General features: G+C 70.7%; 27 protein-coding genes. 16 read left to right on the top strand and 11 right to left on the bottom strand.

The annotated features are described in order from the left end of the window. Nucleotides 1–17 precede the first annotated feature (17 nt). From IE290_RS14530 to IE290_RS14515, 4 genes are read left to right on the top strand one after another with little or no spacing between them, the layout of a single operon-like run. Entirely contained in the window at nt 18–1,307 is a 1,290-nt protein-coding gene (locus tag IE290_RS14530) for an ABC transporter substrate-binding protein (RefSeq protein WP_191245046.1), read from the top strand. A 19-nt stretch (nt 1,308–1,326) separates the two neighbouring features. Continuing rightward, nucleotides 1,327–2,307, top strand: coding sequence for a carbohydrate ABC transporter permease (locus IE290_RS14525; protein WP_191245045.1), 981 nt, complete (start codon nt 1,327–1,329; stop codon nt 2,305–2,307). Then, a complete protein-coding gene (locus tag IE290_RS14520) occupies nt 2,304–3,146 on the top strand; it encodes a carbohydrate ABC transporter permease (protein ID WP_191245044.1) in 843 nt (280 codons plus the stop codon). Before IE290_RS14525 ends, IE290_RS14520 begins: the two co-directional genes overlap by 4 nt. Continuing rightward, entirely contained in the window at nt 3,143–4,552 is a 1,410-nt protein-coding gene (locus tag IE290_RS14515) for a GH1 family beta-glucosidase (protein WP_373300452.1), read from the top strand. Before IE290_RS14520 ends, IE290_RS14515 begins: the two co-directional genes overlap by 4 nt. Before the next feature lie 7 nt (nt 4,553–4,559). Here the strand turns inward: IE290_RS14515 and IE290_RS14510 are convergent, their stop codons facing one another. The 4 genes from IE290_RS14510 to IE290_RS14495 form a co-directional block, all read right to left on the bottom strand. Continuing rightward, nucleotides 4,560–5,045, bottom strand: a complete 486-nt coding sequence (locus IE290_RS14510) for a type III secretion system chaperone family protein (protein WP_191245042.1) — start codon at nt 5,043–5,045, stop codon at nt 4,560–4,562. A gap of 28 nt (nt 5,046–5,073) precedes the next feature. Next, nucleotides 5,074–5,793, bottom strand: coding sequence for a PP2C family protein-serine/threonine phosphatase (locus IE290_RS14505; RefSeq protein WP_191245041.1), 720 nt, complete (start codon nt 5,791–5,793; stop codon nt 5,074–5,076). Nucleotides 5,794–5,878: 85 nt separating this feature from the next. Beyond that, the gene (locus IE290_RS14500) at nt 5,879–7,696 is read right to left on the bottom strand and encodes an ArnT family glycosyltransferase (protein ID WP_191245040.1); all 1,818 of its coding nucleotides are present in this window, start codon (nt 7,694–7,696) and stop codon (nt 5,879–5,881) included. Beyond that, nucleotides 7,693–9,186, bottom strand: coding sequence for a sensor histidine kinase (locus IE290_RS14495; RefSeq protein ID WP_229874477.1), 1,494 nt, complete (start codon nt 9,184–9,186; stop codon nt 7,693–7,695). Before IE290_RS14495 ends, IE290_RS14500 begins: the two co-directional genes overlap by 4 nt. 156 nt (nt 9,187–9,342) lie before the next feature. Between IE290_RS14495 and IE290_RS14490 the strand changes: the two genes are divergently transcribed. Beyond that, on the top strand, nt 9,343–9,921 hold the full coding sequence (locus IE290_RS14490) for a hypothetical protein (protein ID WP_191245039.1): 579 nt from the start codon (nt 9,343–9,345) through the stop codon (nt 9,919–9,921). Nucleotides 9,922–10,052: 131 nt separating this feature from the next. On the opposite strand, the gene IE290_RS14485 is transcribed toward IE290_RS14490, so the two are convergent. Next, complete coding sequence (locus tag IE290_RS14485) at nt 10,053–10,631, bottom strand: helix-turn-helix domain-containing protein (protein WP_191245038.1); 579 nt, start codon at nt 10,629–10,631, stop codon at nt 10,053–10,055. Nucleotides 10,632–10,709: 78 nt separating this feature from the next. Here IE290_RS14485 and IE290_RS14480 point away from each other — a divergent pair, with 78 nt between their 5' ends. Beyond that, a complete protein-coding gene (locus IE290_RS14480) occupies nt 10,710–11,903 on the top strand; it encodes an MFS transporter (RefSeq protein ID WP_373300451.1) in 1,194 nt (397 codons plus the stop codon). On the opposite strand, the gene IE290_RS14475 is transcribed toward IE290_RS14480, so the two are convergent. Next, the gene (locus IE290_RS14475) at nt 11,861–12,268 is read right to left on the bottom strand and encodes a MarR family winged helix-turn-helix transcriptional regulator (RefSeq protein WP_229874476.1); all 408 of its coding nucleotides are present in this window, start codon (nt 12,266–12,268) and stop codon (nt 11,861–11,863) included. The two genes, IE290_RS14480 and IE290_RS14475, sit on opposite strands and share 43 nt — an antisense overlap. Nucleotides 12,269–12,319: 51 nt before the next feature. Here IE290_RS14475 and IE290_RS14470 point away from each other — a divergent pair, with 51 nt between their 5' ends. Next, the gene (locus tag IE290_RS14470) at nt 12,320–12,649 is read left to right on the top strand and encodes an SRPBCC family protein (RefSeq protein ID WP_191245037.1); all 330 of its coding nucleotides are present in this window, start codon (nt 12,320–12,322) and stop codon (nt 12,647–12,649) included. 4 nt (nt 12,650–12,653) lie between these two features. Here IE290_RS14470 and IE290_RS14465 read toward each other — a convergent pair whose 3' ends face one another. Next, complete coding sequence (locus IE290_RS14465; protein ID WP_191245036.1) at nt 12,654–14,201, bottom strand: FAD-binding oxidoreductase; 1,548 nt, start codon at nt 14,199–14,201, stop codon at nt 12,654–12,656. Nucleotides 14,202–14,420: 219 nt separating this feature from the next. On the opposite strand from IE290_RS14465, the gene tig reads away from it, so the two are divergent. The 5 genes from tig to IE290_RS14440 all read left to right on the top strand — a co-directional run bounded on the left by tig (nt 14,421) and on the right by IE290_RS14440 (nt 19,189). Beyond that, nucleotides 14,421–15,809, top strand: a complete 1,389-nt coding sequence (gene tig / locus IE290_RS14460; protein WP_191245035.1) for a trigger factor — start codon at nt 14,421–14,423, stop codon at nt 15,807–15,809. A gap of 142 nt (nt 15,810–15,951) precedes the next feature. Further along, nucleotides 15,952–16,566, top strand: coding sequence for an ATP-dependent Clp protease proteolytic subunit (locus IE290_RS14455; RefSeq protein ID WP_167098251.1), 615 nt, complete (start codon nt 15,952–15,954; stop codon nt 16,564–16,566). A gap of 26 nt (nt 16,567–16,592) precedes the next feature. Further along, on the top strand, nt 16,593–17,222 hold the full coding sequence (locus tag IE290_RS14450; RefSeq protein WP_094007766.1) for an ATP-dependent Clp protease proteolytic subunit: 630 nt from the start codon (nt 16,593–16,595) through the stop codon (nt 17,220–17,222). A 227-nt stretch (nt 17,223–17,449) separates the two neighbouring features. Next, complete coding sequence (clpX, locus tag IE290_RS14445; protein ID WP_191245034.1) at nt 17,450–18,745, top strand: ATP-dependent Clp protease ATP-binding subunit ClpX; 1,296 nt, start codon at nt 17,450–17,452, stop codon at nt 18,743–18,745. Nucleotides 18,746–18,787: 42 nt separating this feature from the next. Beyond that, on the top strand, nt 18,788–19,189 hold the full coding sequence (locus IE290_RS14440) for a hypothetical protein (RefSeq protein ID WP_191245033.1): 402 nt from the start codon (nt 18,788–18,790) through the stop codon (nt 19,187–19,189). A 592-nt stretch (nt 19,190–19,781) separates the two neighbouring features. On the opposite strand, the gene IE290_RS14435 is transcribed toward IE290_RS14440, so the two are convergent. Further along, nucleotides 19,782–20,714 (bottom strand): alpha/beta hydrolase, encoded by a 933-nt coding sequence (locus IE290_RS14435; RefSeq protein WP_191245032.1) that lies wholly within the window; start codon nt 20,712–20,714, stop codon nt 19,782–19,784. Between the two features lie 74 nt (nt 20,715–20,788). Between IE290_RS14435 and IE290_RS14430 the strand changes: the two genes are divergently transcribed. After that, the gene (locus IE290_RS14430) at nt 20,789–21,685 is read left to right on the top strand and encodes an LLM class flavin-dependent oxidoreductase (protein ID WP_191245031.1); all 897 of its coding nucleotides are present in this window, start codon (nt 20,789–20,791) and stop codon (nt 21,683–21,685) included. Between the two features lie 3 nt (nt 21,686–21,688). Here IE290_RS14430 and fdhD read toward each other — a convergent pair whose 3' ends face one another. Next, nucleotides 21,689–22,525, bottom strand: coding sequence for a formate dehydrogenase accessory sulfurtransferase FdhD (gene fdhD / locus IE290_RS14425; RefSeq protein WP_191245030.1), 837 nt, complete (start codon nt 22,523–22,525; stop codon nt 21,689–21,691). A 99-nt stretch (nt 22,526–22,624) separates the two neighbouring features. Here fdhD and IE290_RS14420 point away from each other — a divergent pair, with 99 nt between their 5' ends. Continuing rightward, nucleotides 22,625–23,983: an L-lactate MFS transporter gene (locus tag IE290_RS14420; RefSeq protein ID WP_191245029.1), complete on the top strand. Its 1,359-nt coding sequence runs from the start codon at nt 22,625–22,627 to the stop codon at nt 23,981–23,983. Next, complete coding sequence (locus tag IE290_RS38225) at nt 23,980–24,114, top strand: MFS transporter small subunit (protein WP_268246345.1); 135 nt, start codon at nt 23,980–23,982, stop codon at nt 24,112–24,114. The genes IE290_RS14420 and IE290_RS38225 overlap by 4 nt, the downstream gene beginning before the upstream one ends. Here IE290_RS38225 and IE290_RS14415 read toward each other — a convergent pair. Continuing rightward, nucleotides 24,111–24,845, bottom strand: a complete 735-nt coding sequence (locus tag IE290_RS14415) for an SDR family oxidoreductase (protein WP_229874475.1) — start codon at nt 24,843–24,845, stop codon at nt 24,111–24,113. The two genes, IE290_RS38225 and IE290_RS14415, sit on opposite strands and share 4 nt — an antisense overlap. A gap of 70 nt (nt 24,846–24,915) precedes the next feature. Here IE290_RS14415 and IE290_RS14410 point away from each other — a divergent pair, with 70 nt between their 5' ends. Further along, on the top strand, nt 24,916–25,311 hold the full coding sequence (locus tag IE290_RS14410) for a MarR family winged helix-turn-helix transcriptional regulator (RefSeq protein WP_191245027.1): 396 nt from the start codon (nt 24,916–24,918) through the stop codon (nt 25,309–25,311). An 82-nt stretch (nt 25,312–25,393) separates the two neighbouring features. On the opposite strand, the gene IE290_RS14405 is transcribed toward IE290_RS14410, so the two are convergent. Continuing rightward, the gene (locus tag IE290_RS14405) at nt 25,394–26,053 is read right to left on the bottom strand and encodes a GntR family transcriptional regulator (RefSeq protein WP_191245026.1); all 660 of its coding nucleotides are present in this window, start codon (nt 26,051–26,053) and stop codon (nt 25,394–25,396) included. Nucleotides 26,054–26,106: the final 53 nt, after the last annotated feature.

Below are 26,106 nucleotides of genomic sequence, written 5' to 3'. Positions count from 1 at the left end.
CGAGTTAGGGAAACGACGTGCGACATCTTCACAAGGGCGTGAGCTTCGCGATCGGCCTGGCGGTGCTCGGCGCGAGCCTGGCCGCCTGTGGCGGCGGCTCGTCCGGAACCTCCGGCGACGGGCGGATCGAGCTGTCCATCGGCACCTTCACCGAGTTCGGGTACGAGGACCTGATCCCCGAGTACGAACGCCTGCACCCCAACATCAAGATCACCCACCACAAGACCGGCGAGGGTGGCCCCTACCACCAGAACCTGATCACCAAGCTGGCCGCGGGCAACGGGCTGGAGGACGTGGTCGCGGTCGAGGAGGGCCACTTCTCCGACATCATCGACAAGTCGTCCAAGTTCAACGACCTCACCGAGATCGGTCCCAAGGACGTGACCGCCGACCGGTGGCTGAACTGGAAGTACGAGGCCGGCAAGGACAAAGACGGCAGGCTGATCGGCTACGGCACCGACATCGGCCCGCTGGCCCTGTGCTACCGCAAGGACCTGCTGCAGGCCGCCGGGCTGCCGTCCGACCCCGAGGGCGTCAAGTCGCTGTTCGCGACCTGGGAGTCCTACTTCGCGGCCGGCGACCAGTACGTGGCGCGCACCGGCGGCAAGGCGTGGTTCGACGCCTCCTCGCAGCTGTACAACTCGATGGTCAACCAGCTCGAGACCGGCTACCTGGACCGCAACGACAACCTCACCATCGAGACGAACCCGGGCATCAAGGCGGCCTGGGACCGCATCACCGGCGCGATCCAGCGCGGCCAGTCCGCCAAGCTCATCGCGTTCGGCAACGAGTGGAAGACCGGGTTCCAGCAGGGATCCTTCGCCACCACCGTGTGCCCGTCGTGGATGCTCGGCGTGGTCGAGGAGAACGCCGGCCCGGGCAACGCGGGCAAGTGGGCGGTCACCGACGCCTTCCCCAACGGCGGCGGCAACTGGGGCGGGTCCTACCTGACCGTGCCCAAGCAGAGCCAGCACCCGAAGGAGGCCGCGGAGTTCGCGGCGTGGCTGACCGCGCCGGAGCAGCAGCTCAAGGCGTTCCAGGCGCGCGGCAACTTCCCCAGCCAGACGCAGGCGCTGTCCTCGCCGCAGCTGCTGCAGCAGACCGAGCCGTACTTCGGCGACACCAAGATCGGCCAGCTCTACTCCGAGCAGGCCAGGAAGGTGACCCGCGCGCAGTACAAGGGCCCGGGTGACGGCCAGATCCAGGAGAACGTCACCAGCCCGGCCCTGCAGGCGGTCGAACAGGGGACACCGCCCGACCAGGCCTGGCGGCAGGTGGTCGACGAAGCCAAGAAGATCGTGAAGTGAGCCGAGGGGGAACGGGCCGATGACCACCGTGGCCGAGAAACCGCCGAGGCAGGACGTGCCGCCGGAACCGGCGAAACCGACGCTGCGGCAACGCCTCTCGCGCTGGGACGTCAAGTTCTCGCCGTACCTCTACATCACGCCGTTCTTCGTGGTGTTCGGCCTGACCGGCCTGTTCCCCCTGCTCTACACGGGCTACGTGTCGCTGTTCGACTGGGAGATCGGCGACGACGACCCGAAGTTCGTCGGGCTGCGGAACTTCGCGACGCTGCTCGGCGACCCGCAGTTCTGGAACGCGGTCGTCAACACGATCTCGATCTTCGTGCTCTCCAGCGGGCCGCAGCTGGTGATCGCGGTCCTGCTCGCGGCGCTGCTGTCGCTGCGGCTGCGCTTCCCGGCGAGCTGGCGGGTCGGGATCCTGCTGCCGTACTCGGCCAGCCTGGTCGCGCTCGGCATCATCTTCGCGAACCTGTTCGGCCCGCGGTACGGGCTGGTCAACGCGATGCTGGAGGCGTTCGGGCTGGACCGGGTGGAGTGGCAGGCCAACCGGTTCGCCAGCCACCTGGCGATCGCCACGATGGTCAACTGGCGCTGGACCGGCTACAACGCGCTGATCGTGCTGGCGGCGATGCAGGCGCTGCCGCGGGACGTGTACGAGGCGGCGGTGGTCGACGGCGCCGGCGCGGTCCGCCGGTTCTTCTCGATCACGTTGCCGATGCTGAAACCCACGCTGATCTTCGTGGTGATCACCTCGACCATCGGCGGGCTGCAGATCTTCACCGAGCCCAAGCTGTTCGACGCGATGCCCGGGTCGAACAACGGCGGTTCGCAGCACCAGTTCCAGACGCTGACGCTGTACCTGTACCAGTCCGCGTTCGAGGGCTTCGACCTCGGCTACGCGTCGGCGATCGCGTGGCTGCTGTTCCTGCTGATCGTCCTCATCGCGCTGGTCAACTTCCTGATCACCCGGCGGGTCGCCGCGACGACGGGACTGAAACGATGACCGTACTCCGACTTCCCCGGCGGCGGGGCGGATCGCACTTCTTCGTCTACGCCACGCTGATCGCGTTCGTCGCCGGTTCGTTGTTCCCGTTCTACTGGTCGTTCCTGGTGGCCAGCCGCGACACCGGCATGCTGTCGGACCACCTGCCGCCGCTGCTGCCGGGGGGCAACTTCTGGGCCAACGCCGGCCGCGTGTTCGACGCGGTGCCGTTCTGGAAGGCGCTGGGCAACAGCCTGATCGTGGCGGGCACGGTGACGCTCACGACGGTGCTGTTCTCCGCGCTGGCCGGGTTCGCCTTCGCCAAGATGCGCTTCCGCGGGTCCAACGGGCTGTTCGTGTTCATCGTGGTGACGCTCGCGGTGCCCACGCAGCTGGGCGTGATCCCGCTGTTCATCATGATGTCGGAGCTCGGCTGGGCCGGGCACCTGCAGGCGGTGATCGTGCCGAACCTGGTCACCGCGTTCGGGGTGTTCTGGATGCGGCAGTACATCGTGGACGCCGTGCCGTACGAGCTGATCGAGGCGGCGCGGGTGGACGGGTGCAGCGTGTTCGGCACCTTCGTGCACGTCTGCCTGCCCGCGATCCGCCCGGCGGCCGCGGTGCTCGCGATGTTCACGTTCATGATGTCGTGGAACGACTTCCTGTGGCCGCTGATCGTGCTCGACGCCGGCAACCCCACCGTGCAGGTGGCGCTGGAGAAGCTGCAGAGCGGCCACTACGTCGACTATTCGCTGGTGCTGGCCGGGACCACGCTGGCGACCATTCCGGTTCTGATCGTCTTCCTGCTGCTCGGGCGCCAGATCGTGTCCGGGATCATGCAGGGTGCGGTGAAAGGGTGAGCATGTCGGTTCTGGGTGAAGAGGTCACCGCCGGGCTGGAGTTCCCGCCCGGGTTCGCGTGGGGGGCCAGCACGGCGGCCTTCCAGATCGAGGGGGCGACCACTGTGGACGGTCGCACCGACTCGATCTGGGACGCGTTCTGCCGCCGTCCGGGCGCGGTCGCGGGCGGTGACACCGGGGAACCGGCGGCCGACCACTACCACCGGTTCCGCGACGACGTCGAGTTGATGGCCGAACTCGGGCTCGGGGTGTACCGGTTTTCGCTGGCCTGGTCGCGCGTGCGGCCGGACGGCGGCGCGGTCAACCCGAAGGGGCTGGACTTCTACGAGCGGCTGGTGGACGCGTTGCTGGAACGGGGGATCACGCCCTGGGCCACGCTGTACCACTTCGACCTGCCGCAGGCGCTGGAGGAGCGCGGAGGCTGGGCCACGCGCGACACGGCCTACCGCTTCGCCGAGTTCGCCTCGTCGGCGGCGGAGCGGCTGGGGGATCGCGTCCCGTTCTGGTCCACGTTGAACGAGCCGTGGTGCTCGGCGTTCCTGGGCTACGCCAAGGGGATCCACGCACCGGGGCGGCAGGAGCCGCGGGCGGCGGTCGCGGCCGCGCACCACCTGCTGCTCGCGCACGGCCTCGGGCTCGCCGAGATCCGGCGCGCGGCGGACGTCCAGGCCGGCATCACGCTGAACCTGTACCCGGTGCGGGCGGCTTCGGATTCGGCGGCGGACCTCGACGCGGCGCGGCGCGTGGACGGGTTGCAGAACCGGTTGTTCCTCGACCCCGTCCTGCGCGGCCGGTACCCGGAGGACCTGCTGGCGGACCTGGAGCCGTTCGGCCTCGGTTCCTGTGTCCGCGACGGCGATCTGGCGCTGATCGGGGCGCCGATCGACCAGATGGGGATCAACTACTACCGCGGCTACGAGGTGACCGGCACGCTGCGGCCGGGTGTCGAGCCGGGCGGGCTGGAGTGGGTGGGCGCGGACGGGATCGGCTTCGTGCCCGACGCCGCGGCCTCGGTGACGCACTCGGGCTGGTCCGTGCAGCCGGAGGGGCTGACCGAGACGCTGGTGCGGGTGCACCGCGAGTACCCGGCGGTGCCGTTGTACGTCACGGAGAACGGCGCGGCCTACGACGACTCCGTGCGGCCGGACGGCTGGATCGACGACGTCGACCGGGTCGAGTTCCTGGCCGCGCACCTGCGGGCGGCGCACGCGGCGCTCGCGCAGGGGGTGGACCTGCGGGGGTTCTCGTACTGGTCGCTGCTGGACAACTTCGAGTGGGCGGAAGGCTATTCGAAGCGGTTCGGCCTGGTGCACGTGGACTACCGGACGCAGGTCCGCACGCTGAAGCGCAGCGCCCACTACTACGCAGACGTGATCCGCGACAACGCGGTGCCGGTCACCTCGTGACGGCGCCTCATCGCTCGTCGTCGGGCTTCGTGTCGCCGTCGAGGTCGGCTGCCAGACCGAGGTGTTCGACGAGCCACTTGTCGAACTCCATCGACGCGCGGATCCAGCTGACGGTGCTGTTGACGAAGTGTTCCAGCGCGACGCCGGTGCCGATCAGCATCGACTCCTCGCCGATCAGGCGCACCGTCCCGTCGTCGTCGGTGTGGGTGTAGACCTTGGGGAACAGCGTGCGGCGGTTCCAGTCGTCGATCGCCTCCAGCAGCATCGGCTTGAGCTCGATGGGATGGGGGCGGTCGTAGAAGGTGCGAACGGAGTAGGTCTGCTGCTCCTGCTCGCCCCGGAAGAGGAAGTAGATGCGGTAGTGCTCCCACGGGGCGCCGAGGTCGCCGTCTTCGTCGACGGCGTGCTTCAGCTCGATCTGGTCCAGGAGCTGCTCCACCAGGCCCTGGTCGGGCACGACGAGGTCCGGGGCCGGGGACGGATCGTTGGTCATCGTGCGGATCCTTCCGCATGCCGCTGCCTCACGCCGGGGTGGCCGTCGGCAGCGGGGTGGTCGTCAGGTCGGGCAGGGCGGGCGCCAGGTCGGCCATCAGGGCGGTCGCGTTGTCCAGGCCGCCCGCGGCCAGTGCGGCATCCACCAGGGCCCGCGCGCTGTTCGACGGCACCCGCAGCAGCTCGGCCATAGCGGCGCGGGTGAGCGGCTTGTGGACGCCGTCGCTGGTCAGGAGGAGTCCCGCCGGGCCGAAGACCTCGGCGTGGCCGAACTCCGCCGGCCGCGCCGTCCGCACGCTGGTCGTGACCAGGTGCTCCATCCTGGGGGTGGGCACCTGGCCACGATCGCGGAAGTACTGGGCCAGCGTGTGGTCCCTGGTCAGCTGCCGCAGCGAGTCGCCGTTCCAGGCGTAGGCCCGCACGTCGCCGACCCACCCCACCCGGTAACCACCGCCGAACGGGGTCGCGACCACCAGCACGCAGTCGCCGGCCGCCTCCGCCCGCACGGCCCGCTGGGCGGCGGCCAGCGCGGCCGCGGGGCCCTGCGACGCCGGCACCTGGACGGCGGTGGACACCGCGACCTGGGCGGCCCGCGCGGCGGACCGCTCGTCGCCGACACCGTCGGCCAGGGCGAACACGACCTCCCCGGTGCTCGGGTCGGTGTAGGCCGCGGTGGCGTCGGCGTTCACCGAACGCGGGCCGCGGGCGGTCGCGGTGGCCCACACGGGGCTGGAGGCGAGGCGGTACATGGTGACCTCCTTCGTGCTGTTATACCTCCACTGTCCGCACCGCGCCTGAGGTCAGCCTGTGATCGGTGTGAACCCGGGCTGTGAGTCAGCTCAGCACGTACACGGTCACCCCGTCCACAGTGGTCGCCGCATAGTTGGTCGCCACCCACTCGGCGATCTTCTCGGCCTCGTCGCTACCGCCGGTGCTGTTGATTTCCCGGGGTTCGCCGAGGAAGTAGTGGATCCGTCCGCTCGCGACGTACCGCTGGAACTGCTCCAGGGTGGGCGACGGGTCGGTGCCGTTGAACCCGCCCAGCGCCATCACCGGGAAGCCGGACGCCAGCTGGTAGCTCGCCGCGGGGTTGGAGCCCACCGTGGCCGCCACCCACGTGTAGTTCTCCGCGTCGGCCTGCAGCAGTGCGGTGATCTCCGCTCCCGGTGTCGTCGTGGTGAGCAGGCTGCCGCCGCGCGGACCGCCGAACCTGCCGCTGCCCGGGCCGGCTGAGGGGATCGCCCCGGAGTGCGGCGTGGCCGCGGTCGCGACGGTGTACGCGCCGGACCCGAGCAGTGAAGCGATCAGCGCCAGCACCGCGACCCCGCGCGCACCGGCGCGCGACAGCCGGTCGGACACCAGGATCAGTACCGCGTCCGTCAGCCCGAGCACCAGCACCACGTACCGCAGCCACGTGGATTCCGAGCTCAGCAACAGATACGCGGTCAGTGCCGTGAGGACCACACCGCTGGACAACAACCCGGACGCGATCGGATGCGCCCGCGCCCGCCACAACCGCACGCCGCCGGTGCCGACGAGCGCGGCGACCGCCGGGGCCAGCGCGACCGTGTAGTACGGGTGGATGATCCCGTTCATGAAGCTGAACACGCCGCCGGTGACGGCCAGCCATCCGCCCCACAGGATCGTCGCGGCGCGCGTGCGGTCCGTGCGTGGCGCGCGCCAGGTCAGCCAGACCAGCGCGCCGGTGGCGATCGCGGCCGCGGGGAGCAGCCAGGCGATCCCGCCGGCCATCTCGCTGCCCAGCAGCCGCGCCCAGCTGCCGCTGCTCTGCGCGCCACCGAGACTGCCGACCTCGTTCCCGGTGATCCGGCCGACGCCGTTGTAGCCCAGGGTCAGTTCGAGGATGCTGTTGGTCTGCGAACCGCCGATGTAGGGCCGCGCCGACGCCGGCCACAGCTCGACGACCGCGAGGTACCAGCCGGCCGAAACCACCAGCGCGCCCAGCGCGCCGAGCAGGTGCAGCAGCCGCCTGCCCATCGACGTGGGCGCCGCGAGCAGGTAGGCGATGCCGAACGCGGGCAGCACCAGGAACGCCTGCAACATCTTCGCCAGGAACCCGAACCCGACCGCGACCCCGGCCAGCGCGAGCCACTTCGGGCTCGCCTTCTCCAGCGCCCGCACCACGCAGTACGCGCCGAGCACGAGCAGCAGCACCAGCAGCGCGTCCGGGTTGTTGAACCGGAACATCAGCGCAGCCACCGGGGTCAGCGCGAGCACTGCACCGGCCAGCAGACCCGCGGCCGGCCCGGACACCCGCCGCACGGCCGCGAACAGCGCCCACACCGAGCCGACCCCCATCAGCGCCTGCGGCACCAGCACGCTCCACGAGCTGAGCCCGAACAGCCGCACCGACAGGCCCATCACCCACAGGGCGGCGGGCGTCTTGTCGACGGTGATGGCGTTGGCCGCGTCGCTGGAGCCGAAGAACCAGGCCTGCCAGCTCTGCCCACCGGCCTGCGCGGCGGCCGAGTAGAACGCGTTGGCCCAGCCGGACGCGCTCAGTCCCCACAGGTAGAGCACGGCGGTGCCCAGCAGCAGCCCGGCCAGCGCCGGACGCACCCAGACCGGCAGGGGCGGGCGCGGACTGGCGGGGGTCGGGGGCGCGGAGTCACGCTCGGCGAGGGCCGTCATGAGTTCACCTTCACCGGCCGAGCTGGGCGGTCGTTGTGGCGTTCCTGTGGGAAACCTGTGCGCGGCAGCCGCACCTCGAACTCGGTGCGACCGGGTCTGCTCTGGACGCCGACCGTGCCGTGGTGCGCGTGCACCACCGCGGCGACGATCGCCATGCCGAGACCGGTGCTGCCGGCCGCGCGGGAACGCGACGAGTCGCCGCGTGCGAAGCGTTCGAAGACGTGCGGCAACAGGCCGGGTGCGATGCCCGGGCCGTCGTCGGTGACGGTCAGGACCGCGCCGCCGTCCGCGGACACGGCCAGCCGCGTGGTCACGGTCGTGCCGGGCGGGGTGTGGGTGCGGCCGTTTGCGAGCAGGTTGCCGAGCACCTGGTGCAGGCGCTGGGCGTCGCCGGTCACCACGACCGGGTCCGGCGGCAGTTCGAGCCGCCACCGGTGCCGCGGTCCGGTGATGTGCGCGTCGCCGACCGCGTCGGCCACCAGGCGGGTCAGGTCGACCTCGGCCACGTCGAGCGGGCGGCCCGCGTCCAGGCGGGCGAGCAGCAGCAGGTCGTCGACCAGCGTCGTCATGCGGTCGGCCTCGGACTCGACCCGGCTCATCGCGTGCGCGATCTCCGGCGGCACGCGCCCGCCGCCGCGCCGGGTCAGCTCGGCGTACCCGCGGATCGCGGCCAGCGGCGTGCGCAGCTCGTGGCTGGCGTCGGCGACGAACTGGCGCACCCGCATTTCGCTGTTCGCGCGGGCGTCGAGCGCGTTGTCGATGTGCACGAGCATCCGGTTCAGCGCGTAGCCGACCTGCCCGACCTCGGTCGACGGATCGGTGTCGGTCACCGGGACGCGCACCGACAACGCGACGTCTCGGCGGTCCAGCGGCAGCTCGGTCACCTGCGACGCCGCCGCGGCCACGCGGTCCAGCGGGCGCAGGGTCCGGCGTACGACGAACGCGCCCACGAACCCCGCGCCCACGACGGCGATCGCGGCGACCGCGGCGAGGATGATCCCGACGGTCAGCAGCGTGTCCTCGGCCTGGTCCATCGGCAGGCCGAGGATCAGCACGACGCCGTCGTCGATCGTCGCGATCACCCGGTAGTCGCCGCCGGACAGCGAGATCGTGTGCGCGTGACCGTCGACCGGAATCGCCAGCAGGGCCGCGGCGTCGGCGGCCGGCAGAGCCTGGGCTTCGTTCTCCGGCGAACCCGGGATCTGGGCGAGGGTGGCCGCCACCCGGACCTGACCACCGGCGACCTGCGCGTACAGCGTGCCCTCCGCCGTGCCCGGGATGTGCAGCGGATCGTCACCGGCCGGCCCGTCGAAGTGCCGGGTCCGCTCGACCGCCTCACGCACCTGAGCGTCGACCTGCTGGGTGAGGAACCGGCTCAGCGCGAACTCGCTGATCACGCCGACCACCAGGCACACCACGGCGAGCAGCGCGACGAGCGCCGCGATCAGCTTGGTCCGCAGCGGGCGGACGCGCCGCGGTCGCGTGTTCATCCCACGACGATCCGTCCGGATCGTGTGGAGTCCTTGTGGGGTTCCTGTGCGGCGGCTGTATCCGGCCGGGCACAGAAATCCTTGGGCGCTCACACAGTCCGCGCACAGCGGAGCCGCTGAAGCTGGTCATCGACCCACCAGCGGAAGGAACCCACGATGACCACCGAACAGCAGACCGCCCCGCAGTCCCGGGAATGGGGCGCCCAGCAGCCGCCGCGGAAGTGGTCGGCGCGCCGGACCGTCGCCGCGGCCGCCATCGCGGTCGGCGTCGCGAGCGCGGGCGGCGTGGCGATCTACGCGGCGAGCGGGTCTTCCGGCTCCTCGACCACCGGCCAGGGCGGGCCCGGCGGCATGGGGATGCCCGGCGGCTCGCCGGGCGGGTTGGGGAACGCGCTGCACGGCGAGTACGTCGTCTCCGACGGCAACGGCGGCTACACCACCGAGCTGATGCAGACCGGCACCGTCACCGAGATCAGCGCGACCTCACTGACCGCCAAGAGCGACGACGGCTACACCAAGACCTACAGCATCGACAGCGGCACCGCCGTCGGCGGCAACGCCGATCTCAGCAGCATCGCCAGCGGCGACACGGTCACCGTCGTCGCGTCGCTCTCCGGTGACACGGCCACCGCGGACACGCTGACCGAGGGCGACCAGGCCGGCACGGGCGGCCCCGGCGCCCAGCAGGGCGTCCTCCCACGCCGCGACGACAGCACGGAGTCAGGTTCGAACTGACCGGGGCGTGCGGCGCGGCAGGTGTGCTGTTACGTCGCACCGCGCAGCGTGATGGCCGTGGCCGCCCGGATCGGTCACCCACGCGAACGAGCGGCCCGCCTCTGCCCGACATCGGCCTTGCGGTTGCGCCGCTAACGCGCCCGTGTGCGCAGGTGGATGCGTTCGCCCTGGCGGCCGAACAGGCTGAGCACCTCGACGCCGCCCCGGCCGGCCGCGCCGAACCAGTGCGGGATCTGGCAGTCGAACTCGGCCGCCTCGCCGGCGCCCATCACGAAGTCGTGCTCGCCCAGCCGGACGCGCAGCCGCCCGCGCAGGACGTAGAGCCACTCGTAGCCCGCGTGCGTGCGCAGGTGCGGCTCCTCGTCGTGCGCGGGGATGATCATCTTGTACGCCCGCGGCTCACCCTGGTGCCGCGACAACGGGATCAGCACCCGGCCGTCCTTCCGCGTCGGTTCCTGCGGCACGCGCGGATCGACGATCCGGGGCGCGGCGACGATCTCGTCGAGCGGGATGCCCAGTGCGGCGGTGACCGGCAGCAGCAGTTCGAGGCTCGGCTTGCGCTGCCCCGATTCCAGCCGGGACAGGGTGCTCGTGGAGATCCCGGTGGTCCGCGCGAGATCGGTCAGGCTGACGCCCTTCCGTTCGCGGGCGCGCCGCAACCGCGGAGCGATCTGCTCGATGACGGCGCCGACGGCCGGTTGTGAGTCCACGGCACGCAGTGAACCAAGGCTTCCCGGTTTCGGCAACGCCGGTTGTCGAAACCGGCCGGATCTCCGGATGCTCGCGACATGGAGACGATGCTTGCCACACGCACCCGGAACCGCCTGCCCGCCGGGGTCCACCTGCTGGGGTTCAGCCTCTTCGCGATGGGCACCGCGGAGTTCCTGCTGGCCGGGGTGCTGCCCGCGGTGGCCGCCGACCTGGACGTCCCGCTGTCGGCTGCCGGGTTCCTGATCACCGCGTTCGCGCTCGGGGTGGTGCTCGGCGGGCCGCCGTTCGCCGTGCTCAGCCTGCGCTGGCCCCGCCGCACCACGCTGGTGCTGACCCAGGCCGTCTTCGCCGGCAGCGTCGCCGCCGGGCTGCTCGGCGGCTACCCCGTGCTGCTGGTCAGCCGGGCGATCGCCGGCGTCGCCTACGCCGGCTTCTTCGCGGTGGCCTCGGTGACCGCGATCAGCCTGGTGACACCGGACCGGACCGCCCGCGCCTCCGGCGTCGTGGTGAGCGGGCTCAGCGTCGCGATGGTCGCCGGCGGGCCCGCGGGCACGCTGCTGAGCCACTTCACCGACTGGCGCGGCGGCTTCTGGGCGGTGGTGGCGCTGACCGTCGCCGGGATCGGCGGGTGCCTGCTCGGCATCCCCGCGGCGCCGAACCGGGTCACCCGGCCGAGCGTCTCGCGGGAACTGGCGACCATGCGGAAACCGGCGCTGTGGGGCCTGTTCGCGATCACGATCCTGACCACGGCCGCCTACATGATCACGTTCAACTACCTGGCGGCCATGCTCACCGTGCCCGAGGTGTGGATCCCGGCGATCCTCGCGCTCTTCGGGGCCGGGGCGTTCGCCGGGCTGTCGATCGGCGGCCGGGTGTCAGACCGGCGTCCGCACCTCGCGCTGCTGACCGGGGCCGCCGCGATCGTGGTCCTGTCGGTCGTGATGGCCGCCGTGGTCGGGCACGGATGGCTGGTGGTGCCGGTGGTCTTCCTGCTGGGCGTGGCGGCGTTCGTGCTGAACCCGGCCGTCTACGGGCGCGTCTTCGCGGTGGCGGCGGACGCGCCGACCCTCGCCGGCGCGACCACCGTGTCGGCGTTCCAGCTGGGCATCAGCATCACCCCGGTCCTGGCGGCCGCGGCACTCACCCGCGGCGCCCCGCTCACCGCGGTGTGCTTGATCGGTGCCGCGCTCGCGGCGGCCGCGGTGCCGCTGATCCTGCTCGACCGGCGTCAGGACTCGTCCGCGAGCCGGGCCAGCATCGCGCGGAACTGACGCTGCTCCGTGGGGCTGAGCGCGCCGAGCAGGTCGTCCTCCAGAGCGCGGATGTCGGCCCGCGCGGCGGCGTGCCGGGACTCGCCGGCCGGTGTCAGCCGCACGATGTGCGAGCGCCGGTCGGCCGGGTCCCGTTCGCGGACGACCAGTCCCGCCTCGGCGAGCTCGTCCAGCAGGCCGATCAGGCGGGTCTTGTCGTAGCCGATCGCCTTCGCCAGCGCGAGCTGCGACGTCGCCGGGCGTTCGGCCAGGCTCGACAGCGCCGCGTAGGCCCACATCGAGAGCCCGTGCGCACGCAGCACCGGCTCTTCCGCCTTCATCAACCGCCGCACGATGCGCGCCAGCGAAGCGCCGAGATCCGTCACGCCCAGAATCGTAGAGTGACAAAACAATACGCAAGAGCGTACGATCTGCTAATGCAGACAATCACCGAGTCCATCTCGATCGCCGCCACGCCGCACACCGTCTTCGATCTCGTGTCCGACCCCGGCCAGCTGCCCAAGTGGGCGCCCGGGGTGGACGCCACGCGCGTCGACGTCCGCGCCTCCCGCGAGCACGGCACCGTCGACTTCTTCGCCACCGACAACCCGAGCCTGGGCGTCTACACCCGCGTGCTGCCCAACGGCACGGGTGCCGAGTACCAGTTCACGATGTTCTTCCCGGACGGCACGCCGGAGACCGCGATCACCGAGCAGGCGTCGGTCGTGCGAGGTGAGCTGGAGACCGTCCGCGCGCTCTGCGAATGACCGCTCAGGGCCGGTGGAAGTGCTCCACGTGCACGACGTCGTCCGGCACCCCGTGCTCGGTCAGCGCGTCCCGCACCGGCCCGGCCACCTCGGACGGCGCGCACAGCAGCCACTCGTCCACCTTCGCCGGGTGCAGGCGCGCCTCCAGCAGCCCCCGGATGCGCCCCGGGTCCAGCCCGCCCGGCACGTACCGCTCGTACGAGATCGCCAGCGCCTGCCCGATGCTGTCGAACGGCCGCGACCCCCGCGAGTACCGCAGCGACGGGTCGCGCTCGTCGGTCCGGTAGTGGGTCACCCGCAGCCGCCCCTCGAAGCGGCGCGTGTACTCCGACAGCTCGGCCGAAAACAGCGTGTCGTCGCCGGACCGGTTCACGTACAGCAGCGTCACCCGGCTGCGGGGCGAGGTCTCGAGCAGGTGCACCACCACCGGCAGCACCGGGGCGATCCCGGAACCCGCCGCCACGGCCACCACGTGCCGCGGCTGTGAGCGCAGCACGAACGTCCCGGACGGCGGCCGCGCCAGGACCCGGTCGCCGAGCCGCAACCCCATCGCGTACTCGGAGAACCGCCCGCCCGGCACCCGCTTGATCGCCACCAGCAGCTCCGGCTCGTCCGGGCACGCGCAGATCGCGTAGCTGCGCTCCACCGGCTCGCCGTCGATCTCGGCCCGCAGCACCAGGTGCTGTCCCGGCGCGAACCGGAACACCTCGCGCAGCCCGTCCGGCACCGCGAGGGTGACCGCGACGGCCTCCCCGGTCAGCCACCGCACGCCGGTGACGGTCAGCGGGTGGAACTCCGCGGGCGCGGCCTCGGCGGCCGAGGCCGGCGGCTCCGGCGCACGCGGCGCGGGGATCGCGGCGTAGCGGTAGAACGGCTGGCTGGGCCGCTCGGCGTGCATCTGGTGGTAGCCGGTCGGCCGCCGCCGGGGGCGCCAGTCGTGGCACCACGAGACGAGCGTGAGCGCGAGCCGCTGCGGCACCAGGTAGACCACCGCCAGCTCCCAGCCGTGCCCGGTGCCCACCACCGCGGCCAGCACGCACGGCAGGAACACGAGCATCCCGAGCATCTCGGCGCTCTCCGCGGTCGGCCGCCCCGGCGTGGACAGGTAGCGCCACGCGTACCAGAGGTCGACGGTCGCCCAGCGCGCCGGCAGCGTCCAGGCCGGGCCGCGCGTGTTCCACGGCGTGAGGTGTTCCGGCGAGCCGGACCGGTGCTGGGTCAGGTGCACGTACCGGGCCGCGGGGAAGCCGCCGAACGGCGACACGAACGGCAGCGTCAGACGGCCGAGCACCTCGTTCACCGACGTGAGGCTGCCCGCCGCGTGGTGCGCGGCCTCGTGCAGCACGGTGAAGAGGGTGACCACGGCGAGCGTGTGCAGCGGGACGGTCACCCACGCCGGTGAGTGCCAGACGAGCGCGAGCAGGGTCGCCCAGCCCCACAACGCGAGCCCGGCGACCAGCAGACCGACGGTCGGCACCACCACCGGCGGCAGGCGCGTCCGGGACTCCGCCAGAGCCTGCGGAACGCCCTGGACCTGGGCATCGGCTGTCACTGACCGGGCTCCTGGGGACGGCGGGACGGCTGGACCACGACGGTAGACAAAGCGTGTGGAAATGTAAACGGAGAGTCCGCGACCGGACCGCGCGGGCGGGGAAGCAGGGTCCGGCCGGTGCTGTCAAGTCGCTGGCCTAGACTCGGCCTTTGGGCACCGCCGTGCCCGCTTGTCGGCTACCACCCGAAAACCAGGTTTTCACGGCTCGAGGAGAACACGTTGAAGAGCACCGTCGAGCAGCTCAGCCCGACGCGAGTCAAGATCAATGTCGAGGTGCCGTTCGACGAACTCAAACCGAACTTCGACCGCGCCTACTCCAAGATCGCCCAGCAGGTCCGCATCCCGGGCTTCCGCCCCGGCAAGGTGCCCGCTCGCGTCCTGGAGAGCCGGATCGGCCGCGCGCCGGTGCTCGATGAGGTCGTCAACGAGGCCATCCCGGCGAAGTACCTGGAGGCGGTCCGGGCGGGCGAGGTGCGCACCCTCGGCCAGCCCGACTTCGAGGTGACCAAGCTCGAGGACCGTGAGGTGCTGGAGTTCACCGCCGAGGTGGACATCCGCCCGGAGATCACCCTCCCCGACTTCAGTGGCCTCTCGGTCAGCGTCGACGACGTCGAGGTGACCGACGAGGAGGTCGAGGCCGAGCTGGACAACCTCCGCGCCCGCTTCGGCACCCTCAAGGGCGTCGAGCGCCCCGCCCAGGACGGCGACTTCGTGTCGATCGACCTGTCGGCGACGGTCGACGGCCAGGAGGTCGAGGAGGCCGCCACCAGCGGCCTGTCCTACGAGATCGGTTCCGGTCAGCTGGTCGACGGCATCGACGAGGCCATCATCGGCGCGAACGAGGGCGAGACCAAGACCTTCACCACCAAGCTGGTGGCGGGTGAGTACGCCGGCCGCGACGCCGAGGTGTCGGTGACCGTGCAGAGCGTCAAGGAGCGCGAGCTCCCCGAGGCCGACGACGAGTTCGCCCAGCTGGCGAGCGAGTTCGACACCATCGACGAGCTCAAGGCCGACCTGCGCGAGCGGCTGGCCAAGATGAAGAAGGTCCAGCAGGGCGTGCAGGCCCGGGACAAGATCCTGGACGAGCTGCTGGAGACCGTCGACGTCCCGCTGCCGGAGAAGGTCGTCGAGGCCGAGGTCGAGAACCGCAAGCACGACGCGATCCACGACCTGGACCACAGCGAGGAGAACCTCGCCAAGGTGCTGGAGACCCAGGGCAAGACCCTCGAGGAGTTCCACGCCGAGCTGCAGACCGAGGCCGAGAAGGCGGTGCGCACCCAGCTGCTGCTCGACACCGTCGCCGACGCCGAGCAGGTCCAGGTGGGCGACGCCGAGCTGACCGAGCGGATCATCTACCAGGCCCAGCGCTTCGGCATCAGCCCGGACGAGTACGTGCAGCGGGCCCAGCAGTCCGGCCAGCTGTCCGCGATCTTCGCCGACGTCCGCCGCGGCAAGGCGCTGGCCTCGATCGTGCGCAAGGCGACGGTCACCGACGCCTCCGGCGCCGAGATCGACCTGAGCGACCTCTTCGGCGACGAGGAGGAGGCCCCCGCGGCCACCACTGAGACCGAGGTCACCGAGGAACCCGCGGCTGCTTCCGAGAAATAAAGCTGTCAGCGAACTTGGGCGGTACCGGGCATGCCGGGCCGCCCGAGTTCGTTAGGGTCGGTTACAAGATCTCAGCATCTTCGACAGTGCACAGTGGATCTCCCTCCCCGGGAGAGCCACAGCGGTGAAAAGGCAGGCAGACGTGACGCAGCACAAGGCAGAGGCACGCAGCTCGACCGCGGGCCTCAATCTGACCGACTCGGTGTACGAGCGGCTGCTCCAGGAGCGCATCGTCGTCCTCGGTTCCGAGGTCAACGACGAGGTGGCGAACCGGATCACCGCGCAGCTCCTGCTGCTGTCCGCGGAGGACTCCGAGTCGGACATCCGCTTCTACATCAACTCGCCGGGCGGCTCGGTGACCGCCGGGTTCGCCATCTACGACACGATGCAGCTCATCGAGCCGGACGTGGCGACCTACGCGATGGGCCTGGCCGCCTCGATGGGGCAGTTCCTGCTGTCCTCGGGCGCCCCCGGGAAGCGTTACTCGCTCCCGCACGCGCGCATCCTGATGCACCAGCCGTCGGCCGGTGTCGGCGGCACCGCGTCCGACATCGCGATCCAGGCCGAGGTGTTCGGCAAGTGGAAGCAGGAGCTGGCCCGGATCACCGCCGAGCAGACCGGCCAGACGGTCGAGCAGATCATCGCCGACGGCGACCGGGACCGCTGGTTCACCGCCGAGGAGGCGCGGGAGTACGGCTTCGTCGACCACGTCCTCACCCGGGAGAACCAGCTCCCGTCCAGCAACGGCAGCCGCTGACCGGGCCTGACGAGGAGAAAGCTCTCATGAACAACTTCCAGCTTCCGCAGTCCCGGTACATCCTGCCGTCGTACGTGGAGCGCACCAGCTACGGCGTCAAGGAATCGAACCCGTACAACAAGCTGTACGAGGAGCGGGTCATCTTCCTCGGCGTGCAGGTGGACGACGCGTCGGCCAACGACGTGATGGCCCAGCTGCTGCACCTCGAGCACGAGGACCCGGACCGCGACATCACGATCTACATCAACTCGCCGGGTGGCTCGTTCACCTCGCTGATGGCGATCTACGACACCATGCAGTTCGTGCGCCCGGACATCCAGACCGTCGCGCTGGGCCAGGCCGCCTCCGCGGCCGCGGTCCTGCTGGCGGCCGGCACCAAGGGCAAGCGGCTCGCGCTGCCCAACGCCCGCGTGCTGATCCACCAGCCGGCCACCGAGGGCACCTACGGGCAGGTCTCGGACCTGGAGATCCAGGCCAACGAGATCCAGCGCGTGCGCCGCCTGATGGAGACCACGCTGTCCAAGCACACGAACAAGACCGCCGACGAGGTCCGCGCGGACATCGAGCGGGACAAGATCCTCACGGCCGAGCAGGCCAAGGAGTACGGCATTATCGACGAGGTGCTGCCGTACCGCAAGGCGTCGCAGATCGGCTGAGTCCTGGCCCCGGGACTCTGACCCGGGCCGGTGCGTGTCCTACCCGGCACGTCCCGTCCCCCGGTTTAGGGTCTCGGGGCGCCCGGCGCCCGCTGGTCCTCCCACGCGGGGCTCCGGGCGGGTACCGTCTAGGGGCAGCGGCCATTTTTCCCGCTGGCTCGGCGGTGAGGGCAGGAACACGATCAGGTGTGCCGGCAGGTGCACCGGAGGGGAACAGGTCAACGGTCATGGCACGGATCGGCGACGGCGGGGACCTGCTGAAGTGTTCTTTCTGCGGGAAGAGCCAGAAACAGGTGAAGAAGCTCATCGCCGGACCTGGCGTCTACATCTGCGATGAGTGCATCGACCTGTGCAACGAGATCATCGAGGAAGAGCTGGCCGAGGCCGGCGACGTCAAGCTCGACGAGCTGCCCAAGCCGCTCGACATCCACGAGTTCCTCGACCAGTACATCATCGGCCAGAGCGACGCGAAGCGGACGCTCGCCGTGGCGGTGTACAACCACTACAAGCGCATCCAGTCCGAGGACAAGACCGGTCCGAAGGACGCCAAGGACGAGCCGGTCGAGCTGGCGAAGTCGAACATCCTGTTGCTCGGGCCCACTGGCTGCGGCAAGACCTACCTCGCGCAGACCCTGGCCAAGATGCTCAACGTGCCGTTCGCGATCGCGGACGCCACGGCCCTGACCGAGGCCGGGTACGTCGGCGAGGACGTCGAGAACATCCTGCTGAAGCTGATCCAGGCGGCCGACTACGACGTCAAGCGCGCCGAGACGGGCATCATCTACATCGACGAGGTCGACAAGATCGCCCGCAAGTCGGAGAACCCGTCGATCACCCGGGACGTGTCCGGCGAGGGTGTGCAGCAGGCGCTGCTGAAGATCCTGGAGGGCACGACGGCGTCGGTGCCGCCGCAGGGCGGGCGCAAGCACCCGCACCAGGAGTTCATCCAGATCGACACCACGAACGTGCTGTTCATCGTGGCGGGCGCGTTCGCGGGCCTGGAGAAGATCATCAACGAGCGGGTCGGCAAGCGCGGCCTGGGCTTCGGCGCCGAGATCCGCACGAAGGCCGAGATCGACGAGAGCGACGTCTTCTCCGACACGATGCCCGAGGATTTGATCAAGTTCGGGCTGATCCCGGAGTTCATCGGCCGTCTCCCGGTCGTGGCGAACGTGACGCACCTGGACAAGCACTCGCTGGTCCGCATCCTCACCGAGCCGCGCAACGCCCTGGTGAAGCAGTACAAGAAGCTCTTCGAGATGGACAACGTCGAGCTGGAGTTCACCAAGACGGCGCTCGAGGCCATCGCCGACCAGGCTGTGCTGCGCGGCACGGGTGCCCGCGGGCTGCGTGCGATCATGGAGGAGGTGCTGCAGCCGGTGATGTACGACATCCCGAGCCGCACCGACGTCGCCAAGGTCGTCATCACCGAGCAGACGGTCCGGGAGAACGTCAATCCCACGATCGTGTCGCGTCAGCCGTCGCGCCGCCGCAGCAGCGAACGTGGCGAGAAAACGGCCTGATCTGCGTGAAGGTGGCCCCTCCGCGCTCGCTAAGCTAGTCCGATGACCGTGGAGGGGGCTGGTCCCCGTTCGGGTGCCGGCGAGGGCACCGCTCCGGCCGAGGCCGGGGACACCGTCGTCCCGGAGGGGCGGGACGACGTGCGTGGCATCAGTGATCTGACTTTCCGGATCATCGCGCCGTACCTGAGCAGTGCCGTGCTGTACAAGGTCATGCTGGTACTGCTCGGGCTGATGACGGCGGCCTGCGTGATCGCCGCCCCGGTGCGACTCTCGGCGCTGCCGCTCATCCCGCTCCCGGTGCTCGGGGTGGGCTTCTACGCGCTGCGCCAGGTACGCGCCGCAGGCGGCGAGTACCGCCCCCTGTTGCGCTGGTCATGCCTACTCTTCGCGGCAACGCTGTTCGGGCTGTGGCTGCTCTCGGTGGTGGGCCGCTGGGTCAGCTGACCCAGAACGACCGGCAACGAACCGCGAGCCGGCAACGGGAGTGGGCCAGCCCCCAACCAGGGGCCGCACCACCAACGAACCGCCGGCCGGCAACGCAAGAAGGCCGACTACCCCAACCAGACCTCCCCCGCCCCCGATCCACAGCCGATCTTTGGTCGCCGATCAGGCGTGTCAAGGTACTCTTTCCCGCCTTGACACGCCTGCTCGGCGACCGAAACACAATCAGGCATCGGGGGCGGGGGTGGTCGTAAGGTGACCGTTCGGCGCCGTAAGGCGCTCTTTGGAACCCGCCCGCAGGGCGGGCTCTTCGCCTGCCTCAAGTCACTTCTAAAGATCAAGAGATGTCCTCGCCGGACGGGCAGGCTCCGGGATGACGGGGAATGCAGGCACGTCACCTCGGGTGGGTGGGAGCTGGGTGGTCATCCCGTCGCCTTCCGGTTTGTGCGTATCACCTTGAGCCAGGGCCGCAAGGTTGGCATGTCATCTCGCGCTGGCAGCGGATGTTGCGGCCCTGGCTCAAGGTGATCGTTCCGGTGTCAGGCGACGGGATGACCACCCAGCTCCGGGTGGGTTCAAAGATCAAAAGATGGCGCTATGCGCCTGGGTGGTGCCTTCCCAGGAAGCTCACCATGCTCGGCACCACGGTGCGGTTGAACGAGTCGCCGTGTTTGCCCTTCGCCGTGTAGCCGATCTCCGGCTTCGTCTCCGCGATGAAGCGCCGTGCGCCGCTGATGAACGCGTCTTCCGTGCCGCACCACACCGCCGTCGGAATGCCGGCCGTGGCGTTCAGGTTCTTCAGCGGGTCCATCGACGCCCAGTCGGCCTCGTCGTGGAATGCGTTGCGCTTCGCCATCTCCGGCCACGACAGGATCAGCGCCGGCGCCAGCAGGGCCAGCGCCCCCACCGGCTGGCGCCGCTCCGCCCGGCGGCGCGCGTACAGCAGCGAGCCGAAACCGCCCATCGACATCCCGGTGCACGCGAACGGCTGCCCGTCGACGCCGCCGAGACCGCGTTCCCGCAGCCACTGCGGGACCTCCTCCAGCAGCATCCCCATCGGATCGTCGCCGGGGGTGTTCTCGTGCCAGTAGTTGTCGCCGCCGTCGACCGCGACGAACCCGAACGGCCGGACCCGCTTCCGGGCGACCTGGCTGGCCAGCTCGGCGAGCGTCCCGGTCGGGGCCGCCGTCCGGGCCCGTCCATGCAGGCCGTGCAGCAGGAGCGACATCGGCAGGTTCCGCGGCGGCGACTTCGACGGCAGCAGGATCACCAGGTCGACCATCCGGTTCCGGTACCGCGACCACACCCGCTCGACCTTCGCGACCCCGATCTGCGTCGCCGGCGAGGACGACGCCACACCCAGCGCCCGCTGCAGCGCCTCGCTCACCGGCAGCACCCCGGTGGCGGTGCCGGCGGCGAACGCGGCGATCCCCAGGCCCGAAGCGCCCGCGATCAGCACCGAACGGCGGCTGGGCCGCCTGCGCGGTTCGGTCGCTTCGTCCTCGTTCACCTGGCCTCCCGGCGCCATTGAACATCAGTCCCGCTACCCATGTCGTGGGAAGTGCCGGAACCGATACACCAGACGGGACTAGTCTCGTGATCATGCGGTTCGCGATTTCCATTCCCCAGTTCGTGGCGGACGGGACCTTCGACCCGGACGCCTTCCGCGCCTACCTCCGGCGGGCCGAGGACCTGGGCTTCGAGAGCGGCTGGACCCAGGAACAGGTCCTCGGCAAGTTCCCGCACCTCTCCGCGAACGAGACCATGGCCTACGCCTTCGCGTGCACCGAGCGCCTGCGCCTGGGCTGCGCCGTCTACGTGACCCCGCTGCACGTCCCCGCGCACCTGGCCAAGAGCCTCGCCACGCTCGACCAGCTCAGCCGCGGGCGCCTCGAGGTCGGCGTCGGCAGCGGCGGGCGCAACCGGCCGTTCGCCGCGTTCGGCCTCGACGGTGAGGCGCACGTCGCCCGGTTCACCGAGGGCATCCGCCTGCTCAAGGCCCTGTGGACCGAAGACGAGGTCGACTTCGACGGCCGTTTCTGGCAGCTCGAAGGCGCCGCGATGGAGCCCAAGCCGTTCCAGAAGCCCGGCCCGCCGCTGTGGTTCGGCGGCAGCCACCCGAACGCCCTCGCGCGCGCCGTGAAGCACGGCGACGGGTTCTTCGGCGCCGGCTCCTCGACCACCGCGGCCTTCGCCGAGCAGGTCAAGACGCTGCGCGAGCTGCTCGACGGGCGCGAGGACTTCCAGATCGCCAAGCGCGTCTACATCTCGATCGACGACGACGGGGACGCCGCCCGGCGCCGCGCCGCCGACGGTCTCGCCGGCATCTACGGCAAGCGCGGCCTCGAGGCCGTCGCCGTGGCCGGGACGCCCGAGGAGTGCGTGGCCGGGGTCCAGGAGGTCGCCGCCGCGGGCGCGGAGCTGATCCTGTTCACCCCGTTCGCCGACCAGGCCGAGCAGATGGAACGCGTGGCCGCGGAGGTCATGCCGCGGATCTGACGCTCACACCCCGGCCGGCTCCAGCACCCGCTGGTCACCGGTGTAGAGGTTCATGCTGGTACCGCGCAGGAAACCGACGAGGGTCATCCCGTTCTCCTCGGCCAGCTCCACCGCCAGCGACGACGGCGCGGACACGGCCGCGAGGAACGGGATCCCGGCCATCGCGGCCTTCTGCACCAGCTCGAACGACGCCCGCCCGGACACGAGCAGCCCGCAGTCCGACAACGGCACCCGGCCCTCCAGCAGCGCCCAGCCCAGCACCTTGTCGACCGCGTTGTGCCTGCCCACGTCCTCCCGCACGGCCAGCAGCGACCCGTCCGCCCGGAACAACCCGGCCGCGTGCAGGCCGCCCGTGCTGGCGAACACGCGTTGCTGCGCGCGCAACGCCTCCGGGAGCCCCGCGAGCACCTCAGTGGTCACGGCGAACGCCGACTCCCCGGGCGCGAAGCGGGTCTTGAGCTTCACCGCGTCCAGGGCGGCCTTGCCGCACACCCCGCACGACGACGTCGTGTAGAAGTTGCGCTCCACGCCCGTCTCCGGCGGCGCGACGCCCTCGGCCAGGGTGAGGTCGAGGACGTTGTAGGTGTTGCGGCCCTGGTCGTCGACGCCGTCGCAGTACCGGGCCGTGAACACGTCGTCCCGCGAAGCGATCACGCCTTCGGACAGCAGGAAACCGTGCGCCAGCTCGACGTCGTGGCCGGGCGTGCGCATCGTGACGGCCAGGGCCTTGCCGCCGACCCGCAGCTCCAGCGGCTCCTCGGCCGCCAGCAGGTCGGCGCGCCGCGTCCGCCCGCCGTCGGTCAGCTTCCGCACCGGTCGTCGCACCGTCACGCGCCCCATCGGGCACTCCATTCCACTCATCGACGACAGGAGCTTGCCGTGCCGTCGCGCATCTAGTAAGAAATTGCAGGCTCAATCACCAGCGTAGGGGAGCCCGCCGTGGCCGTCACTTTCCTCGACCGTTCGCACAGCATCGCGCCACCGGACTGGAGCCGGTGGCTGATCCCGCCGGCCGCCCTGTCGGTGCACCTCGCGATCGGCCAGGCGTACGCGTGGAGCGTGTTCAAGCCGCCGCTGGAGAAGGCGCTGGGCCTGTCCGGCACGCTGAGCGCGCTGCCGTTCCAGCTCGGCATCGTCATGCTCGGGCTGTCCGCGGCCTTCGGCGGCACGCTGGTGGAGCGCAACGGGCCGCGCTGGGCCATGTTCGTGTCGATGACCTGCTTCTCCACCGGCTTTCTGGTGTCCGCGCTGGGCGCCTTCACCTCCCAGTACTGGCTGGTGGTGCTCGGCTACGGCCTGATCGGCGGCGTCGGCCTCGGCATCGGCTACATCTCGCCGGTGTCGACGCTGATGAAGTGGTTCCCGGACCGGCCGGGCATGGCGACCGGGATCGCGATCATGGGTTTCGGCGGGGGAGCTCTCATCGCCTCGCCGTGGTCGAGCCAGATGCTGGAGTCGTTCGGGTCCACGCCCAGCGGCATCGGCACCTCGTTCCTGATCCACGGCGTGGTGTACGCGGTGTTCATGTCGCTCGGGGTGTTCCTGGTGCGGGTGCCCGCCGAGGGCTGGAAACCGAAGGGCTGGGACCCGGCGGCGGCGAAGGCCCGCTCGATGATCACCACCGCGAACGTGTCGGCGGCCAACGCCATCAAGACGCCCCAGTTCTGGTGCCTGTGGGTCGTGCTGTGCTTCAACGTGACCGCGGGCATCGGCATCCTGGAGAAGGCCTCGCCGATGATCACCGACTTCTTCCGCGGCACCTCGGTGCCGGTCGGCGCGACCGCGGCCGCCGGGTTCGTCGCGCTGCTGTCGCTGACCAACATGCTCGGCCGGTTCGTGTGGTCGTCCACTTCGGACATCGTCGGGCGGAAGAACATCTACCGGTGCTACCTCGGCGTCGGCGCGCTGCTGTACCTGGTGATCGCCCTGGCCGGCAACTCGTCCAAAGTGGTCTTCATCCTCGCGGCCATGGTGATCCTGTCCTTCTACGGCGCGGGTTTCGCCACGATCCCGGCGTACCTGAAGGACATGTTCGGCACCTACCAGGTAGGCGCCATCCACGGCCGCCTGCTCACCGCGTGGTCGGTCGCCGGCGTGCTCGGCCCGCTGATCGTCAACGCGATCGCCGACAGCCAGAAGCGCGCCGGCAAGCAGGGGCCGGACCTGTACACCACGTCGTTCTACATCATGATCGCGCTGCTGGTGGTCGGCTTCATCGCCAACGAGCTGGTGCGCCCGGTGAACGCGAAGTACCACGAGCCGGAGAGCGCGGACGCCGCGCGCGAGGAGGCGAAATGAGCACGCCGGAGCAGAGCCCCGCGCGCCGCCGGGTGTGGCTGTTGACGCTGGCCTGGCTGTGGGTGGGCGTGCCGTTCCTCTACGGGCTCTACGAGCTGATCCTCAAGGTGATCAAGCTGTTCGGCGGCTAGAACAGCCCGCCGCCGGCGTGGATCGTCTGGCCGGTGATCCACCCGCCGTCCGCCGAGGCGAGGAACGCCACGACCGACGCGATGTCCGACGGCTCGCCCAGCCGCCCCAGCGGGGTCTGTGCGACCGTCGCGGCGAGACGGTCCGCGCTCATGCCCGCTTCCAGCGCGTCGCTGCGGGTGGCGCCGGGCAGCACGCTGTTCGCGGTGATCCCGCGTGGGCCGAGTTCCTTGGCGGCCGCCTGCACCAGCTGGTCCCCGGCCGCCTTGCTGGCCGCGTAGACGCCCGAGTGCGGCCGTGTCGTCACCACGGTCCCGCTGGAGATCACGATGATGCGGCCGCCGTCCCGGAGCCGGCGGGCGGCTTCGCGCAGCGCCGTGAAGGTCGCGCGGGTGTTGGTGGCGAAGACCAGCTCGAAGTCCTCGTCGGTGGCCTCGGCGAGCGGCGCGAACCGCGCGATGCCGGCGTTGGCGACCAGGATGTCCAGCCCGCCGTAGATCTCCTCGGCGGCGTCGAAGAGCCGCACGACCTGGGCCGGGTCGGCGACGTCGGCCTGGACCGCCGTCGCGTGGCCGCCGTTGTTCTCGATGGTGGCGACCACCTTGGCCGCCGCGTCGGCGTCCGAGCGGTAGTTCACCACTACGCGGGCGCCCTCCTCGCCCAGCCGCTCGGCGATGCCCCGCCCGATTCCCCGCGAACCGCCCGTCACCAGGGCCACCTTGTCCGTCAGCACAGTTCCTCCAGATGCTCGATAGTCGAGATGCTCGACTAATTGGTCGAGGATGTCAACTATGCTGGGCGGCATGGAGGGTCTGGCCGGCGCGGTCGCCGCGCTGCACCGCGAGGCGGCGGTGCTCTACGCGGGCATCGCGCGCGAGTTCGACCTGACGAGCCAGCAGACGCAGCTCCTGTGCGCCCTGTCGAGGCGCCCGTCGTTCGGCGACCTGGCGGCGCTGCTGGGCTGCGACAAGACGAACGTGACCGGGATGGTCGACCGGCTCGGCAAGCGGGGCCTGCTGGCGCGCGAGCCCGACGAGAAGGACCGGCGCATCAGCCGCGTCGTGCTGACCCCCGCGGGGGAGGAGCTGCGGGCCCAGATCCGGCGGCGGTTCGCGGACCTGGTGGGGGAGCGTTTCGCGGCGTTGACGGCCGAGGAACGGGCGCGGTACGCGAGCTTGGTCGAGGTGCTCGCTGGTTGAGCACCCGGACCGGCGGGCTGGTCGCGCGGCCGGCGAGCGCGGCCACCGGCAGGCGCTCCGCCGAGCCGCCAAGCGCGGCCGGTCAGGTGCGCAGGCTTTCGATCAGTCCGCGGCACGCTGACTGCACGTGCTCCTCCGCCAGGTCGCCCAGCCCCTCGGTCCGGCCGGCGCGTAGCAGCGTCGCCAGTTCGCGGTGCTCCTCCACCACCCGGGTCCGGTAGTGCTCGTGCGACAGGCGCACCCGGTGGGCCTGGAACAGGTGCACCTGCGACCGCACCGCCTCCCACGCGCTGGTCAGCCTCCCGTTGCCCGCCATCGCGTACACGCAGTCGTGGAACTCGATGTCCAGCGCCACCAGCCGGTCGCCGTCCGCCGCGCCGCGCACCTCCCGCTCCATCGCCGCGACCAGGCGGTCCAGCTCGTCGAACTGCTCCGGCCGTCCGCGCGCCGCCGCGGTCAGCGTCGCCAGCCGGTCCAGTGCCGCGCGCACCGCGTAGACCTCGGTGATGTCGGTCTCGCTCAGCTCGATGATCCGCGTTCCCCGGTGCCACTCGCTGTGCACCAGCCCCTCGCGCTCCAGGATCGCCAGCCCCTCGCGCACCGACCCGCGGCTGACCTGCAGCGACGCGGCCAGTTCGACCTCCCGCAGGGCGCTTCCGGGCGCGAAGCGGCCGGACAGGATCTCGTCGCGGATGCGGTCGGCGGCCTCCTCGGCCAGACCGCGCCGCCGGGCGGGTTGCATGTTCGAATGTTGACATTACGACATGTGCCAGGTCAAGCTGGTGCCACCGACGA

It is taken from the genome of Amycolatopsis deserti, from assembly GCF_014653945.1.
GTDB lineage: Bacteria > Actinomycetota > Actinomycetes > Mycobacteriales > Pseudonocardiaceae > Amycolatopsis_E > Amycolatopsis_E deserti.
The sequence above is the reverse complement of the archived record's forward strand: the minus strand, read 5'-3'. Positions and strand labels throughout refer to the sequence as shown.

Excerpts from the sequence above, each read along its gene's own strand:
- IE290_RS14525 (WP_191245045.1), top strand. The coding sequence starts at position 1,327 with ATGACCACCGTGGCCGAGAAACCGCCGAGGCAGGACGTGCCGCCGGAA.
- IE290_RS14520 (WP_191245044.1), top strand. The coding sequence starts at position 2,304 with ATGACCGTACTCCGACTTCCCCGGCGGCGGGGCGGATCGCACTTCTTC.
- IE290_RS14510 (WP_191245042.1), bottom strand. The coding sequence starts at position 5,045 with ATGACCAACGATCCGTCCCCGGCCCCGGACCTCGTCGTGCCCGACCAG.
- IE290_RS14505 (WP_191245041.1), bottom strand. The coding sequence starts at position 5,793 with ATGTACCGCCTCGCCTCCAGCCCCGTGTGGGCCACCGCGACCGCCCGC.
- IE290_RS14500 (WP_191245040.1), bottom strand. The coding sequence starts at position 7,696 with ATGACGGCCCTCGCCGAGCGTGACTCCGCGCCCCCGACCCCCGCCAGT.
- IE290_RS14495 (WP_229874477.1), bottom strand. The coding sequence starts at position 9,186 with ATGAACACGCGACCGCGGCGCGTCCGCCCGCTGCGGACCAAGCTGATC.
- IE290_RS14490 (WP_191245039.1), top strand. The coding sequence starts at position 9,343 with ATGACCACCGAACAGCAGACCGCCCCGCAGTCCCGGGAATGGGGCGCC.
- IE290_RS14480 (WP_373300451.1), top strand. The coding sequence starts at position 10,710 with ATGGAGACGATGCTTGCCACACGCACCCGGAACCGCCTGCCCGCCGGG.
- IE290_RS14470 (WP_191245037.1), top strand. The coding sequence starts at position 12,320 with ATGCAGACAATCACCGAGTCCATCTCGATCGCCGCCACGCCGCACACC.
- IE290_RS14450 (WP_094007766.1), top strand. The coding sequence starts at position 16,593 with ATGAACAACTTCCAGCTTCCGCAGTCCCGGTACATCCTGCCGTCGTAC.
- clpX (WP_191245034.1), top strand. The coding sequence starts at position 17,450 with ATGGCACGGATCGGCGACGGCGGGGACCTGCTGAAGTGTTCTTTCTGC.
- IE290_RS14440 (WP_191245033.1), top strand. The coding sequence starts at position 18,788 with ATGACCGTGGAGGGGGCTGGTCCCCGTTCGGGTGCCGGCGAGGGCACC.
- IE290_RS14435 (WP_191245032.1), bottom strand. The coding sequence starts at position 20,714 with ATGGCGCCGGGAGGCCAGGTGAACGAGGACGAAGCGACCGAACCGCGC.
- IE290_RS14430 (WP_191245031.1), top strand. The coding sequence starts at position 20,789 with ATGCGGTTCGCGATTTCCATTCCCCAGTTCGTGGCGGACGGGACCTTC.
- fdhD (WP_191245030.1), bottom strand. The coding sequence starts at position 22,525 with ATGGGGCGCGTGACGGTGCGACGACCGGTGCGGAAGCTGACCGACGGC.
- IE290_RS38225 (WP_268246345.1), top strand. The coding sequence starts at position 23,980 with ATGAGCACGCCGGAGCAGAGCCCCGCGCGCCGCCGGGTGTGGCTGTTG.
- IE290_RS14410 (WP_191245027.1), top strand. The coding sequence starts at position 24,916 with ATGGAGGGTCTGGCCGGCGCGGTCGCCGCGCTGCACCGCGAGGCGGCG.
- IE290_RS14405 (WP_191245026.1), bottom strand. The coding sequence starts at position 26,053 with ATGCAACCCGCCCGGCGGCGCGGTCTGGCCGAGGAGGCCGCCGACCGC.